Annotated in this window: 19 protein-coding genes; 12 read left to right on the forward strand and 7 right to left on the reverse strand. The window is 33.8% G+C overall.

The window, feature by feature from the left end; translation table 11 throughout:
• Positions 1 to 92: 92 nt before the first annotated feature.
• From K0R77_RS05345 to K0R77_RS05365, 5 genes are all read left to right on the forward strand, one after another.
• Positions 93 to 1,412 (forward strand): 2TM domain-containing protein, encoded by a 1,320-nt coding sequence (locus K0R77_RS05345; RefSeq protein ID WP_300349488.1) that lies wholly within the window; start codon positions 93 to 95, stop codon positions 1,410 to 1,412.
• On the forward strand, positions 1,402 to 1,701 hold the full coding sequence (locus K0R77_RS05350; protein ID WP_300349490.1) for a 2TM domain-containing protein: 300 nt from the start codon (positions 1,402 to 1,404) through the stop codon (positions 1,699 to 1,701). The genes K0R77_RS05345 and K0R77_RS05350 overlap by 11 nt, the downstream gene beginning before the upstream one ends.
• A gap of 168 nt (positions 1,702 to 1,869) precedes the next feature.
• Positions 1,870 to 2,166 carry a 2TM domain-containing protein gene (locus tag K0R77_RS05355; RefSeq protein ID WP_300349493.1) on the forward strand — a complete coding sequence of 99 codons (297 nt, stop codon included), beginning with the start codon at positions 1,870 to 1,872 and terminating at the stop codon, positions 2,164 to 2,166.
• Positions 2,167 to 2,195: 29 nt separating this feature from the next.
• Positions 2,196 to 2,471 (forward strand): 2TM domain-containing protein, encoded by a 276-nt coding sequence (locus tag K0R77_RS05360; protein WP_300349496.1) that lies wholly within the window; start codon positions 2,196 to 2,198, stop codon positions 2,469 to 2,471.
• Positions 2,472 to 2,520: 49 nt separating this feature from the next.
• Positions 2,521 to 3,267, forward strand: a complete 747-nt coding sequence (locus tag K0R77_RS05365) for a LytTR family DNA-binding domain-containing protein (RefSeq protein ID WP_300349499.1) — start codon at positions 2,521 to 2,523, stop codon at positions 3,265 to 3,267.
• A 51-nt stretch (positions 3,268 to 3,318) separates the two neighbouring features.
• Here K0R77_RS05365 and K0R77_RS05370 read toward each other — a convergent pair whose 3' ends face one another.
• Together K0R77_RS05370 and K0R77_RS05375 are read right to left on the reverse strand one after the other, a co-directional pair.
• Complete coding sequence (locus K0R77_RS05370) at positions 3,319 to 3,630, reverse strand: hypothetical protein (protein WP_300349502.1); 312 nt, start codon at positions 3,628 to 3,630, stop codon at positions 3,319 to 3,321.
• A gap of 147 nt (positions 3,631 to 3,777) precedes the next feature.
• Complete coding sequence (locus K0R77_RS05375; protein ID WP_300349505.1) at positions 3,778 to 4,677, reverse strand: hypothetical protein; 900 nt, start codon at positions 4,675 to 4,677, stop codon at positions 3,778 to 3,780.
• 117 nt (positions 4,678 to 4,794) lie between these two features.
• On the opposite strand from K0R77_RS05375, the gene K0R77_RS05380 reads away from it, so the two are divergent.
• Together K0R77_RS05380 and K0R77_RS05385 are read left to right on the forward strand one after the other, a co-directional pair.
• Positions 4,795 to 5,535 carry a hypothetical protein gene (locus tag K0R77_RS05380; protein ID WP_300349508.1) on the forward strand — a complete coding sequence of 247 codons (741 nt, stop codon included), beginning with the start codon at positions 4,795 to 4,797 and terminating at the stop codon, positions 5,533 to 5,535.
• An 11-nt stretch (positions 5,536 to 5,546) separates the two neighbouring features.
• The gene (locus K0R77_RS05385; protein ID WP_300349511.1) at positions 5,547 to 5,897 is read left to right on the forward strand and encodes a hypothetical protein; all 351 of its coding nucleotides are present in this window, start codon (positions 5,547 to 5,549) and stop codon (positions 5,895 to 5,897) included.
• 60 nt (positions 5,898 to 5,957) lie between these two features.
• On the opposite strand, the gene K0R77_RS05390 is transcribed toward K0R77_RS05385, so the two are convergent.
• From K0R77_RS05390 to K0R77_RS05400, 3 genes are all read right to left on the reverse strand, one after another.
• Positions 5,958 to 6,167, reverse strand: a complete 210-nt coding sequence (locus K0R77_RS05390) for a hypothetical protein (RefSeq protein ID WP_300349514.1) — start codon at positions 6,165 to 6,167, stop codon at positions 5,958 to 5,960.
• Between the two features lie 120 nt (positions 6,168 to 6,287).
• Complete coding sequence (locus K0R77_RS05395) at positions 6,288 to 7,058, reverse strand: SDR family oxidoreductase (protein ID WP_300349517.1); 771 nt, start codon at positions 7,056 to 7,058, stop codon at positions 6,288 to 6,290.
• A 13-nt stretch (positions 7,059 to 7,071) separates the two neighbouring features.
• Positions 7,072 to 7,827 carry an SDR family NAD(P)-dependent oxidoreductase gene (locus K0R77_RS05400; protein WP_300349519.1) on the reverse strand — a complete coding sequence of 252 codons (756 nt, stop codon included), beginning with the start codon at positions 7,825 to 7,827 and terminating at the stop codon, positions 7,072 to 7,074.
• Between the two features lie 116 nt (positions 7,828 to 7,943).
• Here K0R77_RS05400 and K0R77_RS05405 point away from each other — a divergent pair, with 116 nt between their 5' ends.
• Entirely contained in the window at positions 7,944 to 8,354 is a 411-nt protein-coding gene (locus tag K0R77_RS05405; protein WP_300349521.1) for a helix-turn-helix domain-containing protein, read from the forward strand.
• Between the two features lie 213 nt (positions 8,355 to 8,567).
• On the opposite strand, the gene mnmA is transcribed toward K0R77_RS05405, so the two are convergent.
• Positions 8,568 to 9,755: a tRNA 2-thiouridine(34) synthase MnmA gene (mnmA, locus tag K0R77_RS05410; protein WP_300349524.1), complete on the reverse strand. Its 1,188-nt coding sequence runs from the start codon at positions 9,753 to 9,755 to the stop codon at positions 8,568 to 8,570.
• Between the two features lie 152 nt (positions 9,756 to 9,907).
• On the opposite strand from mnmA, the gene K0R77_RS05415 reads away from it, so the two are divergent.
• A complete protein-coding gene (locus K0R77_RS05415; RefSeq protein WP_300349527.1) occupies positions 9,908 to 10,435 on the forward strand; it encodes a hypothetical protein in 528 nt (175 codons plus the stop codon).
• A gap of 67 nt (positions 10,436 to 10,502) precedes the next feature.
• Here the strand turns inward: K0R77_RS05415 and K0R77_RS05420 are convergent, their stop codons facing one another.
• The gene (locus K0R77_RS05420; RefSeq protein WP_300349530.1) at positions 10,503 to 13,031 is read right to left on the reverse strand and encodes an ATP-dependent Clp protease ATP-binding subunit; all 2,529 of its coding nucleotides are present in this window, start codon (positions 13,029 to 13,031) and stop codon (positions 10,503 to 10,505) included.
• Between the two features lie 157 nt (positions 13,032 to 13,188).
• Here K0R77_RS05420 and K0R77_RS05425 point away from each other — a divergent pair, with 157 nt between their 5' ends.
• The 3 genes from K0R77_RS05425 to K0R77_RS05435 all read left to right on the forward strand — a co-directional run bounded on the left by K0R77_RS05425 (position 13,189) and on the right by K0R77_RS05435 (position 15,152).
• Positions 13,189 to 13,413 carry a uroporphyrinogen decarboxylase gene (locus K0R77_RS05425; protein WP_300349535.1) on the forward strand — a complete coding sequence of 75 codons (225 nt, stop codon included), beginning with the start codon at positions 13,189 to 13,191 and terminating at the stop codon, positions 13,411 to 13,413.
• Positions 13,413 to 14,510, forward strand: a complete 1,098-nt coding sequence (locus K0R77_RS05430) for a glycosyltransferase (RefSeq protein WP_300349538.1) — start codon at positions 13,413 to 13,415, stop codon at positions 14,508 to 14,510. The genes K0R77_RS05425 and K0R77_RS05430 overlap by 1 nt, the downstream gene beginning before the upstream one ends.
• A gap of 222 nt (positions 14,511 to 14,732) precedes the next feature.
• A complete protein-coding gene (locus tag K0R77_RS05435) occupies positions 14,733 to 15,152 on the forward strand; it encodes a SufE family protein (protein ID WP_300349541.1) in 420 nt (139 codons plus the stop codon).
• Positions 15,153 to 15,155: the final 3 nt, after the last annotated feature.

Raw genomic sequence — 15,155 nt, forward strand, 5'->3', positions numbered from 1 at the left:
ATCATTAAATTTGATAAGGAAACCATCATGGTTTGTAATACAAATACACCCGGCGATTTAGTGAATAAAGGATTTTTAAAAATAATAATACTATGAAACGTAAAAACTTAATCGTCCTGCTGTGGATCTCTATGGGAACCTCATTGTTCTTCTTTTTTGCTTTTACTGATGAAAAAACGATTGAGAACTTTATGCTTTCTTTGGTTGTTTCACTGATGTATTCATTTATTTTGGGTGCAGGAAACGGTATTCTCAATGAGTTTTTAAATAAACGATTTCCATGGTCTGAAGCAACGACAAAAAGGGCGATAATCAGCATTGTTTCGATTCTTATTGCCAATATCATCATGGTTTATTTCTGTAACTATATGAATTTTGTAGTTTTTCAGAAGTCGGCTTCTACAGAAGAATATTTTTCTGGAAAATATAATTTCATCAATTGGTTTACGATCAACATTGCTTTGCTGATCTCTACTTTTCTTCATGCAAAAGGTTTTATGGAAGAACTTAAAAAAACTTCCAGAAAAGAAGTGGTAGAGCAAAAGCTTATTGCTAAATCTGCCAATGCACAGTTTGAAAGTCTTAAAAATCAACTCGATCCGCATTTTCTTTTTAATTCTTTAAATGTTCTGAGTTCGTTAATTGATGAAAATCCGAACCAGGCTCAGAAGTTTACTGCCTCAATGTCAAAGATTTACAGGTATGTTTTGGAGCAGAAAGATAAAGAATTGGTAACTGTGGAAGATGAGATTGAATTTGCGAAAACGTATTGTCAATTATTGAAAACAAGATTTGAAGACAGCGTAGATTTTGAATTTAATGTCAAAAAAGAAGATATGCGAAGATTTGTAGTTCCGCTTTCACTTCAATTGCTTTTGGAAAATTGTATCAAACATAATTTTGCAACTTCTTCAAAACCATTATTAATCAAAGTTTTTTCAGAAAACGATACGCTTTGTATTGAAAACAATCTGCAGGTTCGCGAACAGATGAAAGAGAGTGCAGGAATAGGTTTGGCAAATATCGTTCAGCGGTATTCTTTACTGACGAAAAAGAATGTTTTTATTGAAAAGTCTGAAGATTATTTTAAAGTGAAATTACCCATTCTTTCCGAAAAACCAAATATTGTCAATACCATTGTTGATACAGAGGATAAAGCTTACGAAAGAGCTCAAAAACGTGTAAAAGAGATCAAAGGTTTCTATGGGAATCTTATTTCTTACTGTATTGTCATTCCGTTTCTGGTGATTTTAAATTTAATTACAAATCCGCATAGTTATTGGTTTTACTGGCCAATCCTAGGTTGGGGAATGGGAGTTGCAGCGCACGGAATGAGTGTTTTTACCATTGGAAAAGGTTGGGAAGAAAAGAAAATCAGAGAAATTTTAGAAAAAGAGAACTATGGAAAATAAAAGAGAACAAGATATTCGCTACAGAGAAGCGGAGAAAAGAATGAAAAAAATCAAAGGTTTTTACATTCATACGATTGTATATTTTTTTGTGAATATCTTCATCATTGCCTCAAAAGCAATCGATAGAGATCCAGGAGAGGTTTTTTGGGACTGGGATTTAGTCAGCCTTCCTTTCTTTTGGGGAATTGGTTTAGCAGCACACGGATTGAGCGTTTTTCTGCCGACTTTCATTCTTGGCAAAGATTGGGAAGAGAAGAAAATCAAAGAATTGATGGATAAAGATAAATAAATCTTTAAATTCATCAAAAAACCAAATCCCGCTTCAGTTGAGTCGGGATTTTTGCTGTTCAGTCGTCAAAACTGACGGTTCGGTTATATAAAGTTGAAATGAGGCTGTTTTCCTACATACATTTGACTCAAGAAAAATGACAAAATCAAATTTTAAAAATCAAATATCATGGAAAATTTATCATTCAACAAAGAAAATTTAGCGTACGAAAAAGCCGTAAAAAGAGTAAAAGATCTGAAAGGGTTTTATGGAAATCTTACTTCATATTGCCTTGTGATTCCATTTTTATTAGTAATCAATCTGTTAACGTCTCCACGCGAGTTGTGGTTTTACTGGCCGATGTTGGGTTGGGGAATCGGAATTGTTGCTCATGCTGTCAATGTTTTCGGAATCGGAAAAGATTGGGAAGAGAAAAAAATACAGCAATTGATGGAAGAGGAAAGAAAAAATACGAAATCACTTTAATTTAAATTGTTCACTTTAAACTAATTATCATGAAATACAATCAGGCATACGAAAGAGTACAGCAACTAAAAAAATTCTACAAAAACCTTTTTTGGTTCGGAATTGTAGCGGCAATCATCGCAATCAGAAATTATTACAGAACAGGAGATTTTGAAAGATCTATTTTCAGCGGATCGATTATTCTGACGATTTGGGGAATTATTTTAATTGTAAAAGCAGTAAAATTATTTATTCTGAATGAAGAATGGGAAAACCGAATCTATGAGGATGAATTGAAAAAAACTAAAAAGCCGATTAATTTTTAAAACCAGAAAGATTTATTTATTTTTATTTCAGATTTAAACTAAAAAAACAATGATCAGAACGCTCATTATAGAAGACGAAAAACCGGCAGCAAGAAAGCTTGAAAGAATGTTAAGCTTATTTCCTGAAATTGAGCTTGTTGCCAAGATAGAATCTGTGGAAGAAGGAGTGGAATGGTTCGCCAATAATGATCATCCGCAATTGATATTTTCAGATATTGTTTTGGGAGATGGTTTATCGTTCGATATTTTTGAGAAAATTCCGACAAAGGCTTTTATTATTTATACAACTGCTTTTGATCAATATACTTTGAAGGCTTTTAAACTCAATAGTATTGATTATTTATTAAAACCTATTTTAGACGAAGATCTTTCCGGAGCTATTGAAAAATATAAATCATTTTTACCTTCTGATCAGTCTGTTAGTTCACAGGAAATTAAACAGTTGATCAAGAAAGATAAAACCACACTTTCAAGAATTTTGGTTAAAATCGGTTACAATTTAAAAATTGTTCAGACCCATGAAGTGAGCTGCTTTTTTAGTGAAAATAAAATTGTTTATCTGCAAACCAGCGAACGAACTTATCCGTCAGATTTTACTTTGGATGAGCTTGAAGATGTTTTGGATGAAAAGAAATTTTTCCGTGTCAACAGACAGTTTATCATCAATTCAGATTACATCAAAAATATTCACACTTCGCCCAATTATAAGGTTGAATTAAATTTTCAGCCTGCAGAAGAAATTACAGTAAGCCGTGATCGTGTGAAAGATTTTAAAGACTGGTTGGTTGGAAACTAAAAACCCCGAAAAATATTTTCGAGGTTTTTAAATAAAAGCTTCACGAATTTTCTATCTTCTGAAGCCACCATTGTATGCTACTTTTTTGTCTTTTTTAAAATCTTTTTGCTGAGATCTTGTGTACTTTGCATATTGATCTTTAGAAAGTATTTTTCTGATTCTCATTTCGTACTCTCTTTGGCTTAATCTTTCTCTTGAAAGTGCATTGATTTTTCTCTGCTGATCCGGACTTAGTCTCAAACCTCCGAAATCATTGTTGTTTTGGTGAAATTCTGTTTTATCGTTTCTTACATCATTTCTTCTTTGTTGTGCGTTGGCAGTAAATGCGATCACTAAACCGACTACTAAAAATAACTTTTTCATAATACAAATTTTTAAGATTAATTATTGTTGTTCTTGCTTTAAAAGAATCAATAGATGTGCCTCAAAGTATCATGAAAAGGCTGTTATCGACGAATGGAAGTATTGTATATACCAAATGTTAAATTATGTAGACCAACCTGTTTTTATTTATTTATAAGCAATTCTGTTGGCTTCAGTATCTTCAAGTTGTTTAATGATTGAAGGAGGAATTTCGCTGCTGTCGATAGGAAAACTGATAGAATCCGGAACAAAAGCTCTTCTGTCGCTTACCTTCTGAAATATCTCGAAAAGAGCAATCGGTTCCTGATTAAAACTAATACAAGTACTTATAAAATGCAATTCATAGAGCTTATATTCTGGATTTTTGATCTTCTCATTGATATCTTTTATTCTTGAGATAAAATGTCTTTGGCGGATAAAGGTATTGCTGTTCATGATAATAAAAACGTAATCTGAATATGCCGTTACTTTCCCGAAATATTTGTGACGATCTCCGCCGCTTCTTTCGATAAAATATTCGCCTGAGGTTTCAGATTTGTAAATTTCCATTGCAGAACGCCAGATTCTGTCATCTTTTGCCTGAAGAGGATTATCCGGTAAATTTCTGTTGTAAGAATACCAACATCCAACCAAACGATCCAAAAGCAAAGTGTTTTGCTTCGTATTGTTCATATCAATTTTAAGATCATTAAAATTGAACACTTCACTATTTGAATTAATAAAATCAATATAATTCGAATAGCCCAAAACTTTTACAATAAGACTGAGTTTGGCAAGATTTGGCTTGCTCAGAATCGAATTTTCGTTTTGATAAAATTTCTTTAATTTATTGATAATCAGATGTTCATATAGGTAATTTGTTCCTAAAACATCTGCTTTTTTCTTAATATTTTTTTCTTCATTGTCATTCACAATTAATTCGTTGAGTTCATCAACAATGTAAGACCATTCAGTTTTGGTGACATTTTCCCAATGATTTTTCTTCAAAAAATGAAGGCTCAGAAAATCCATCAATTTTTCGAGATGTAAAATATCTTCTTTTTTCATGAGTTTGTTTTGTAAGACTAATTTAAGATTTTTTTAATTCTAAAAAAGATGTTTGCAGGACTTTTATATTTTCAAATCAATAGAAATTTGAATAGAAAAATTTAAAATACAAAACAAATGAAAACAGAAATTGTATTAAGAAATGAAAATCTTTGGCAAAGAATTCAGGAATTTTCATTGGATGCTCAGAATGCATCATTTCCTTTCTCTAAAAAGCTCGCAAAAGAAGAAAATTGGAGTTCGGAATTTACTCAAAGAGCTATTGAAGAGTATAAAAAGTTTGTTTATCTCTGCTGTATTTCGCCAAACGGAGCTTCGCCGAGCGAAATTGTTGATAAAGTTTGGCATATGCATCTGATTTATACTCAGAATTATTGGGAAGATTTTTGCCCGAATGTTTTGAAAATGAATTTGCATCATCATCCTTCAAAGGGAGGTTTTGAAGAAAACAGCAAACATCAAAACTGGTTTTCGGAAACTTTGGAAAACTATAAAGAAATTTTCCAACAAGAAGCTCCTGATGAAATTTGGAAATGTCACAATAAAAAATCTTCATTTTGGAACTTCGGGTTTAAATTTCTTCTCTTGCTTCTGGCTTTTTTTCTCCTCAATTCCTGCTCAAATGAAACTGGTTCTGCGATGATTACCATCGGAATAATTGCAGTAATAGTATTTTTTGTATTTGGAATTGCCGGAGCATTATTTGGAGAAAATAATTCCACAGATCTAGAGAAGAAAAATAAAAATGATGGTAATTCAGACAGTGGAAGTTGTGGCGGTGGAGGAAGCAGCTGCAGTGGCGGAAGCAGTTGCGGCTCAGGTTGCGGCGGCGGTTGTGGTGGATGTGGCGGAAGCTGAAAAAGAGTGTTATGAAAAAGATAATCATTCATTCAATCCCGGTTTTCATAAGCATGATTTGGCTTATGCTGGAACATAACACTTGCCATCCAATCTTTTTGAAAGGTCCAGATTTTTTAAGGTATTATCTGATTCTTTTAACGGGAATTTATCTCTCGATTCCTATCCTGAAATTCTTCAAAGAATCTGTTTCTAAAACAACTTTTTATTTTCTCATTTCAATATTTATTTTAGGTTTAATCAAGCTGATCAGAGGTTTGTATTTAGGAAAACCTGTTGGATATTTAATAATGATTTTAATTATAGAAATTACTGTAATTACCATTGTTAAATCATTTCAATTCAATAAAAAGTTTAATTAAATCATTTTAGTTTTTAACAAAACAAAACCCGAAACAAAGATGCTTCGGGATTATTTTTGATTAATTGTTTTCTTCTTTCTCATGTTTTGTTTTATAACCATATTTTTTACAGGTATAGATCGTAATTGCCAATAAAATAAAACTTAGAAAAAGGTGAGATTTCTCTGGATGTACAATTGCATTATACACATTATATCCGAAAACAAAAGACACTAAGAAGATCAAAATCTGATTGGTTTGAGCATACTGATTTTTTAAGGTAGTTTTCATAATTAATAATTTTTGTTGTTATTTATTAAGTAAGTATGACAAACCAAAATTTGTTACAAGAAAACAAAAAGCCCGGAAAAATATATTTCCAAACTGTAAATTTTGAATAATGAAGATAAACTAATTCATCAAACTGATATTCGTAAGACCTCCATCGGAAAGAATTTCAGTACCTACAATAAAAGAAGATTCATCAGATGCCAAAAATACTGCGGCATTACCAATATCAGAAGGAAGTCCTTGTCTTCCGACAGGTGTAATATCTATCCACATTTGCTTTACCTGATCCACTTGTTCCTGTGAGACAAGTTTTCCAAAAACCGGCGTATCGATAGAACCCGGTGAAAGTGCGTTCACTCTAATTTTTCTTGATAATAAATCCAACGACAAACCTTTTGCCAACGAAATAATCGCTGCTTTTGCTGCTCCGTAAATTGCCATTCCTGGTGCGGCACGATGAGCTGCACTCGATCCGATAAGAATGATTGACGCTCCATCATTTAGGTATGGAAGTGATTTTTGTACAGAAAAATAAGCACTTTTCAGATTGAGATCCATGTATTTGTCATAGCTTTCTTCAGTTACATTATCTACTGTTCCCATCGCAACACCATCAACAATACCACCTGCATTCACAACCAATACATCAATCTTTCCAAATTTATCAGCCGTTTTCATAAAGATATTTTCCAGATCATTAAGATTTGTGACATCACCCTTAACGGCAATAAAATCTTCTCCTAATTCGTTCAAAGAATCTTTCAGAGTTGCTTCGTTTCTTCCTGTAATTGCACCCACTGCGCCTTCTTTTTTAAACGCTTCTGCAATACCGAATCCGATACCGCTGTTTCCGCCTGTAACGACGGCTACTTTATTTTTTAACTTACTCATTTAATTTAAATTTTTAAAAGCCATAAATTCCTCCGGAAACGGCAATCTGTTCACCATTAACCCATCCTGCGTCGTCGGAAGCGAGAAATACAGCTGCTTTTGCGATATCTTCTGGTTGTCCTGTTCTTCCGAGAGGTGTGGTTGAAATTAGTTTTGCTTCAAACTCACTACCAATGAATCCTGCAGCATGAGAACCTTCTGTCTCTACAACACCTGGTAAGATTGAATTGATACGAATATTTCTTCCCGAAAACTCTTTAGATAGAGCTACGGTAATTGCATCTAATGCCGTTTTTGTTGCAGAATATACAGAACCTGTTGGCAACGGAGATCTGCTTGCTCCTGAACTAACGTTAATGATATTTCCGCCTTTCTCACCAAACATTTTTAAGGCCGATTGAATGGCGAAAATTGATCCTAAAACATTGATGTTGAATTGCTGATGAAATGTTTCTGCCGATACCTGTTCGATAGGTTCGTAGTTGTAAATTCCTGCATTGTTGACCAGAATATCCAATGTTCCGAAAGCATTTTTTGTTTCATCAAACAGTCTGATTACATCTTCTTGTTTTGATACATCTCCCTGTACTGCGATTGCTGTTCCACCATTATCGGTAATAGTTTTTACAACTTTTTCCGCATCTTCTTTACTTGATGCATAATTGACTACAACTTTAGCACCTTCTGCTGCAAAATATTTTGCGATTGATGCTCCTATTCCTTTTGAAGCGCCTGTAATTACGGCAACTTTATTTTCTAATTTACTCATTGTTTTATATATTTAAAAACTTGAGCAAAATTATTACATTAAAATTTATTTTGGTAACTTTGTAACGAAAAGTAACTGTAACCATGGAGTAACACGGTAACAAAAAAGTAACCTATATGAATTGCAAACCCCTTAAAAAAGAAGAACATAAGAAGGAAATGATGGCTGTTCAGGACTCAATGGATGTATTGAGCGGGAAGTGGAAAATAGCGATTATTTCATCGATTTGTTACTACAATAAAAGAAGATTTTCAGACATTTTAAATGACGTAGTCGGGATTTCCAACAAAATGTTGAGTAAAGAATTAAAAGAATTGGAAATCAATAAACTGATTAAAAGAACAGTTTTGGATACTCAGCCAATAACGGTTCAGTACGAACTTACAAAGCACGGAAAATCTCTGCAAACGATCATCAATAATCTGACAGATTGGGGCATCAAACATAGAAAAGAAATTATCGGGAATACTTCTGTAGCGCACATTAATACCGAATCGCAAGAAACGGTAACAGCAGATATAATTTAATATGAATGTTCGTAATTAGTAACAACTAAGTTTTTAACAGTATGTTTGTCATTCCGTAGGAATCTCAACACACTGATAACAATATAGTTAAGATTCCTACGGAATGACAAAATGACTGCTGATTTTAGCGGTATGATTAAAGAAGGACATTCCTTTAGTTTAATGAAATTCTGAAAGAAAAAAGACCTTCAGAAAAGGTCTTTTAATATATATTTACGAAATAACTCCGCTTCCTAAAAGTTCATCATCAATATACCAAGCCGCAAACTGCCCTTCAGCAATCGCAGACTGAGGCTCTTCAAATTCCACAAAAAAACAATTTTCAAACTGATAAATTGTCGCTTTCTGAAGTTCCTGTCTGTAACGGAATCTCGCCATTACTTCCATCGATTCTCCGTTTTTCAATCTTAAATCTTCACGCACCCAATGCAATTCAGAGTTATCAATTTTTAAAGCTTTTTTATGCAATCCGGGGAAACTGTGGCTTTCACCGACAAAAATAATGTTGTTTTCCATGTCTCTTGAGACGATAAAACAACTTTCTTTATGACCACCGATTCCTAAACCTTTACTTTGTCCGATTGTGAAAAATTGGGCTCCTTGATGTTTACCAATTACTTTTCCGTCAGACTTTTTATAATCTATTTTTTTAGCTAAATATTCCAATTCTTCTTCTTTTGATGAAAAAATTGGTGTTTCCTGAGAAAACAAAGGCGAATCTTTGAAAATTTCTACAATTTCACCTTCTTTCGGAACCAATTGCTGTTGTAAAAACTGAGGTAAACTTACTTTTCCGATGAAACACAATCCCTGAGAATCTTTTTTATCAGCAGTAACCAAACCAATTTCTTTTGCAATTTCTCTTACCTGCGGTTTTGTCAGTTCTCCAATCGGAAATAAAGCTTTTGAAAGCTGATCCTGATTTAACTGACACAGAAAATAAGATTGATCTTTATTGTTATCTTTTCCGGCCAAAAGATGGAAGATTTCCGTTCCGTTTTCGTCAAATGTTGAATTTACCTGAGCATAATGTCCCGTAGCAACTTTATCTGCACCCAAAGACATTGCTGTTTTCATAAAAACATCAAATTTCACTTCTCTGTTGCACAAAACATCAGGGTTTGGAGTTCTTCCTCTTTGATATTCATCGAACATATAATCAACGATTCTTTCTTTGTAAAGTTCGCTCATGTCAATCACCTGAAACGGAATTCCCAATTTTTGGGCAACCATTAAGGCATCATTGCTGTCCTCAATCCATGGACATTCATCTTCCAATGTTACCGATGCATCATTCCAGTTTCTCATAAAAAGAGCCACAACTTCGTGCCCTTGTTGTTGCAGCAAATACGCTGTAACACTTGAATCTACACCTCCGGAGAGGCCTACTACTACTTTCATTTATTCAATTTTACGAAACTCTTAACGGGAGTTCTTAGTTGAGCGACAAAATTACGATAATCCTATTCACAAAAAAAATGATAATTTTATGCATTGATAAAAACGATAGTATCATAAAAACGAAAATTACATTTCATCAAAAAATATTTAATATGAAAAAACTATTTCTTTCTTCATTCATCCTGATTTCCGGATTGTCATTCTCTCAGGTTTCTGTAGGAACTCCTTCTTCTGAGACAAAAAGGTGGACTTTCGGTGGCGGAATTGGTGTTGGTTTCGGTAGTAATTCTTATTTTAACCTTCAGGTTGCCCCAAGAGTAGGGTACAGACTTACAGATGACTTAGAGGCTGGTTTGATTGGAAGTGTTTCTTGGCAGACCTCCGATTTTTATAAATCTACGATGTTTGGTTTCGGACCGTTTGTCAATTATTATTTTGCGAGATCGTTTTATGTTAGTGGAAATCTCCAGCATTTCTTCGTTAATTATGAAGATAAATTTTATGACTTTAAAGATAATCAGCAAGAGACCGCTCTTTATTTAGGAGGAGGTTATATGCAGCAAATTGGCAATAATTCCTTCATGCAAATCGGATTGATGTACAATGTTTTATATAAAGAAAACAGCAGTATTTTTTCGGGTGGATTAATTCCGAGTGTGGGTTTTGTAGTGGGACTTTAGATTTCCCCATAAAAATAAAAAAAGCATCGGGAAATTCCCGATGCTTCATTATTTATTAAAATTGATATTAAGAGGATTTTTCAGCCGACTTTTTAGTCTTCTGTGTTTTTCCTTCTAAACCGTCTATAGCTTCATTTAAATCTAAAGTTACCGTTTCACCTTCAGTTAATTGTTTGTTTACCAACATTTCTGCCAATAAATCTTCAATATACTTCTGGATTGCTCTTTTCAATGGTCTTGCACCAAAATCTTTATCCCAACCTTTTTCAGAGATGAAATCTTTGGCTTCAGTAGTTAAATCTACTTTATAACCTAGTTTCTCAAGTCTTGAATACAGTTTTCCTAATTCGATATCGATAATTCTTGAAATATCATTTCTCTCAAGAGAGTTGAAGATCACAATATCATCAATTCTGTTTAAGAATTCCGGAGCAAATGCTTTTTTAAGAGCGTTTTCAATGGTACTTCTCGTTCTAGAATCTGAATTCGTTTTCTTAGCATTGGTTCCAAATCCTACACCATCACCGAAGTCTTTAATATCTCTGGTTCCGATGTTTGAAGTAAGGATGATAATTGTATTTCTAAAATCAATTTTTCTTCCTAAGCTGTCGGTAACGTGACCTTCATCTAAGATTTGTAACAAGATATTGAATACATCCGGATGCGCTTTTTCAATTTCATCTAAAAGAACGACTGCATAAGGTTTTCTTCTTACCGCCTCAGTTAATTGTCCGCCTTCTTCATATCCAACGTATCCCGGAGGAGCACCAACCAATCTGGAAACAGCGAATTTCTCCATATATTCACTCATGTCAATTCTGATCAATGCTTCGTCAGAATCAAAGAGTTCTCTTGCCATAACTTTAGCCAGCTCAGTTTTACCAACACCCGTTGTTCCTAAGAAGATGAATGTTCCAATCGGTCTGTTCGGATCTTTCAATCCTGCTCTGTTTCTTTGGATAGCCTTCACTACTTTTTTTACAGCATCTTCCTGACCGATTACTTTTCCATTAAGGTTAGTATCCATTCCAGCTAATTTATCCAGCTCGTTCTTACCAACTTTCGTTACAGGAACGCCGCTCATCATGGATACTACTTCAGCAACACTTTCTTCAGATACTGTTTCTTTCTTCTCTTTGACATCTTTATCCCATTGATCCTGAGCAGAATTTAATTCCATCTGCAAACGCTCTTCTTCGTCTTTCAGCTTTCTTGCTTCCAGATAATCCTGAGCTTTTACAGCTTTCTGCTTCAGTTCTTTGATGTCTTCAATTTTCTTTTCAAAATCAATGATTTCGGTGGGAACCTTCATGTTTTTAATATAAACACGAGATCCCGCTTCGTCCATTGCATCAATCGCCTTGTCCGGTAAAAATCGGTCTGTAATATATCTTGATGTCAAATTGACACAAGCTAAAATTGCTTCTTCAGTATAAACAACATTGTGGTGTTCTTCATATTTATCTTTGATCTGATTTAAAATCTGAATAGTTTCCTCAATATTGGTAGGTTCTACCATTACTTTTTGGAATCTTCTTTCTAAAGCACCATCTTTTTCGATATACTGACGATATTCATCTAAAGTAGTAGCACCAATACATTGAATTTCACCTCTTGCTAAAGCCGGCTTAAACATATTGGATGCATCCAAACTTCCTGTAGAACTTCCTGCGCCAACAATCGTGTGCAGCTCATCAATAAATAAAATTACGTCACGGTTCTTTTCAAGTTCCGTCATGATCGCTTTCATTCTTTCCTCAAACTGACCACGGTATTTTGTTCCGGCAACTAAACTCGCCAAATCTAAAGTGATCACTCTTTTACCAAAAAGAACTCTTGAAACTTTTTTCTGTTGAATTCTTAAAGCCAAACCTTCAGCGATGGCAGATTTACCAACTCCAGGCTCACCAATCAACAACGGATTGTTTTTCTTTCTTCTTGATAAGATCTGAGAAACTCTTTCGATTTCTTTCTCACGACCGATTACAGGGTCCAATTTCCCATCTCTTGCCAAAGAAGTCAAGTCTCTACCAAAGTTATCCAAAGTTGGAGTCTTACTTTTTGCAGAACCCAGATTTCCTGTAGGCTTTCTCATCTGCTCAAATTCTTCTCTGTCATCATCATCATCGTAAGCCGAGTTTTGTGGAGCTTGTCCGGAATTTTTCAGCATTGTCTGGTACTCTTTTGAAACTCCTTCATAATCAATGTCGTAAGCTCCTAAAATATTTGAAGTAGGATCTTCATATTTGTATAGAATGCCTAAAAGCAGGTGAACGGTATTGATCTCGTTGCTTTTGTATTGTCTGCATTCTAATTCTGCACGTTTAATGGAATGATCTGCCATTTTGGTGAAAGAAATATTGGTAACCTCCTCAGAAATAGGATTTAGACTTGCTGTATTTAAAGTTTCAATTTTTCTTCTGATTTGTGTTAAATCGGCATTCAGCCCTTGAAGGATTTCTTTTGCAGAGTTTTCTGTTTTTATAATACCTAAAAGTAGATGTTCTGTATTAAGAAATTCACTTTTCAGCCGCTTAGCTTCATTTTTGCTTTGTTTGAACACTTGGCTCAAACCTTGTGAAAACTTATAATCCATAATATTGTATCTCAAATTGGAATAACGACAACATTTATCGTTTATTCTTAATCTAAATTACAAATATTTTACCAAATATCAATTAATGACTTTATGGCAGAAAAAAGTTTTTTATCTTACTGAAAATGACTATGTTTGTTATCCTCAAAATTTCAAAATGAGTTCCGAAATTACAAATTACATCGGTTATGCCGCTTCAGTTTTCATCGTTTTGAGTTTTATACTTAAAGATTTAACCAAAATCAGAATTGTCAATTTGGTAGGATGCATCTGTTTTGTCATCTATGGAATTTTCAGCGGAATGCTTTGGCCGGTCATTATTCCAAACGCAATCATCTGTTTTGTACAGGTTTATCATTTACTGACTGCAAAGAAAAAGTAATGAAGCGAAAAAAAGTCCTTACTTCAGCATTCAGCAATCTTTACACCGATCAGAGAATCGAGAAAGTATGCAGAACATTACACGAAAACGGCTATGAAATTGAATTGATTGGAAACAATTGGGGTGGCGAAGAGCAAATGCAGCGCCCTTATCAGTTTTCAAGAATAAACCTTATTTCTAAAACTTTAAAGACTGCTTATTTTGAATTTAACTGGAAGTTGTATCATGAGCTAAAGAAAAAAGCTGACGAAAATACCATTCTTCACGCCAATGATCTCGATGCTTTACTGCCAAATTATCTTCTGTCTAAAAAATTAAATATTCCTCTTGTATTCGACAGTCATGAAATTTTTTCGGAAATGCCTGCTGTTCAAGGTAAAATGTCTCAGAAATTATGGCGTTATCTGCAAAATAAAATTGTTCCGAATCTGAAATTCATGATTACAGCAAGCGGAAGTTATGCAAAATGGTTTAATAATAAATATGGAATTAAACCTATTGTCATTCAAAATGCTCCTAAAAAGATTAATTTTTCATTTGAAATTCCGAACAACAATCCGAAAATACTTTTATATCAAGGTGCAATCAATCCTTTTCGGGGAATTGATAAAGCCATTTTGGCAATGCACCATCTTGAAAATGTTATTTTTAAAATTGCCGGAGACGGACCGAGAAAAAAGGAGTATGAAGATTTAGTTCTAAAGGAAAATCTGCAGCATAAAATTCAGTTTTTAGGCAAATTGCTTCCAGAAGATTTAAGGAAAATTACTTTAGCTGCAGATTTGGGAATGAGCATCGAGGAAAATGGCGGCAAAAGTTATGAATTTTCACTTCCGAATAAAGTTTTAGACTGCATTCAGGCACGAGTTCCTTTAATTTTATCTCCTCTTCCTGAAATGACTAATATTAAAAGACAATTTAATATTGGTGAAATTATAGAAAATCACCAACCTGAAAACATTGCTAAAGCGATCAGTTTAGTTTTAAATAAAGGAAGAAAAAATTATCAATCTGAATTGGAGAAAGCTTCCGAAATTCTTTGTTGGGAAAATGAAGAAGTGAAACTGTTGGAGGTTTTTGAAAGAGCTTCTCTTTGATTTTTGTTATTTCTTTGTTTCTTAGAATAATTTCAAAGAAATTTGTCAATTCGTAGGTACACTAGGTGGAGTATTAGGAAATAGAATGGAAAGATTTGTGTCTAGATCCCTACGGGATGACAAACTTTTTATGTTTCTTATAATAAATCAATTTTCATATTAAATCAGTTTTAAATTATCTTTTTTAAATTGGTTATCTTTGCCAAAAGAAAGTATAGAAAAATGACCATTAAAGAAAATCAGCAGGAAATAATTGACGAATTTGCTTTTCTTGAAGACTGGGAGCAGAAATATGAATATATCATTGATCTGGGTAAAGAACTGAAAGGTCTTCCGGACGAAAAGAAAACTGATGACAATCTTATCAAAGGTTGTCAGAGTAAAGTGTGGATTGATGCTGAATTTAAAGATGGAAAACTGTTTTTCAATGCAGATTCTGACGGAATTCTACCGAAAGGAATCGTTTCTTTACTGGTAAGTATCTATAGCGGTCATTCTACCCAGGAAATTCTGGATTCTGATTTTGAATTTATCTCCGAAATCGGATTACAGGAATTTTTGTCACCTTCCAGAGCAAACGGGTTGATGGCAATGACCAAACAGATCAAATTTTATGCTGTTGCGTATCAACTGAAATCGTAAACG

Source organism: Chryseobacterium sp., assembly GCF_029240215.1.
GTDB lineage: Bacteria > Bacteroidota > Bacteroidia > Flavobacteriales > Weeksellaceae > Chryseobacterium.

What these genes read in the sequence shown, in the direction of transcription:
- K0R77_RS05345 (WP_300349488.1), top strand. Translation starts at nt 93, where the DNA reads ATGAAACGTAAAAACTTAATCGTCCTGCTGTGGATCTCTATGGGAACC.
- K0R77_RS05350 (WP_300349490.1), top strand. Translation starts at nt 1,402, where the DNA reads ATGGAAAATAAAAGAGAACAAGATATTCGCTACAGAGAAGCGGAGAAA.
- K0R77_RS05355 (WP_300349493.1), top strand. Translation starts at nt 1,870, where the DNA reads ATGGAAAATTTATCATTCAACAAAGAAAATTTAGCGTACGAAAAAGCC.
- K0R77_RS05360 (WP_300349496.1), top strand. Translation starts at nt 2,196, where the DNA reads ATGAAATACAATCAGGCATACGAAAGAGTACAGCAACTAAAAAAATTC.
- K0R77_RS05365 (WP_300349499.1), top strand. Translation starts at nt 2,521, where the DNA reads ATGATCAGAACGCTCATTATAGAAGACGAAAAACCGGCAGCAAGAAAG.
- K0R77_RS05370 (WP_300349502.1), bottom strand. Translation starts at nt 3,630, where the DNA reads ATGAAAAAGTTATTTTTAGTAGTCGGTTTAGTGATCGCATTTACTGCC.
- K0R77_RS05375 (WP_300349505.1), bottom strand. Translation starts at nt 4,677, where the DNA reads ATGAAAAAAGAAGATATTTTACATCTCGAAAAATTGATGGATTTTCTG.
- K0R77_RS05380 (WP_300349508.1), top strand. Translation starts at nt 4,795, where the DNA reads ATGAAAACAGAAATTGTATTAAGAAATGAAAATCTTTGGCAAAGAATT.
- K0R77_RS05385 (WP_300349511.1), top strand. Translation starts at nt 5,547, where the DNA reads ATGAAAAAGATAATCATTCATTCAATCCCGGTTTTCATAAGCATGATT.
- K0R77_RS05390 (WP_300349514.1), bottom strand. Translation starts at nt 6,167, where the DNA reads ATGAAAACTACCTTAAAAAATCAGTATGCTCAAACCAATCAGATTTTG.
- K0R77_RS05395 (WP_300349517.1), bottom strand. Translation starts at nt 7,058, where the DNA reads ATGAGTAAGTTAAAAAATAAAGTAGCCGTCGTTACAGGCGGAAACAGC.
- K0R77_RS05400 (WP_300349519.1), bottom strand. Translation starts at nt 7,827, where the DNA reads ATGAGTAAATTAGAAAATAAAGTTGCCGTAATTACAGGCGCTTCAAAA.
- K0R77_RS05405 (WP_300349521.1), top strand. Translation starts at nt 7,944, where the DNA reads ATGAATTGCAAACCCCTTAAAAAAGAAGAACATAAGAAGGAAATGATG.
- mnmA (WP_300349524.1), bottom strand. Translation starts at nt 9,755, where the DNA reads ATGAAAGTAGTAGTAGGCCTCTCCGGAGGTGTAGATTCAAGTGTTACA.
- K0R77_RS05415 (WP_300349527.1), top strand. Translation starts at nt 9,908, where the DNA reads ATGAAAAAACTATTTCTTTCTTCATTCATCCTGATTTCCGGATTGTCA.
- K0R77_RS05420 (WP_300349530.1), bottom strand. Translation starts at nt 13,031, where the DNA reads ATGGATTATAAGTTTTCACAAGGTTTGAGCCAAGTGTTCAAACAAAGC.
- K0R77_RS05425 (WP_300349535.1), top strand. Translation starts at nt 13,189, where the DNA reads ATGAGTTCCGAAATTACAAATTACATCGGTTATGCCGCTTCAGTTTTC.
- K0R77_RS05430 (WP_300349538.1), top strand. Translation starts at nt 13,413, where the DNA reads ATGAAGCGAAAAAAAGTCCTTACTTCAGCATTCAGCAATCTTTACACC.
- K0R77_RS05435 (WP_300349541.1), top strand. Translation starts at nt 14,733, where the DNA reads ATGACCATTAAAGAAAATCAGCAGGAAATAATTGACGAATTTGCTTTT.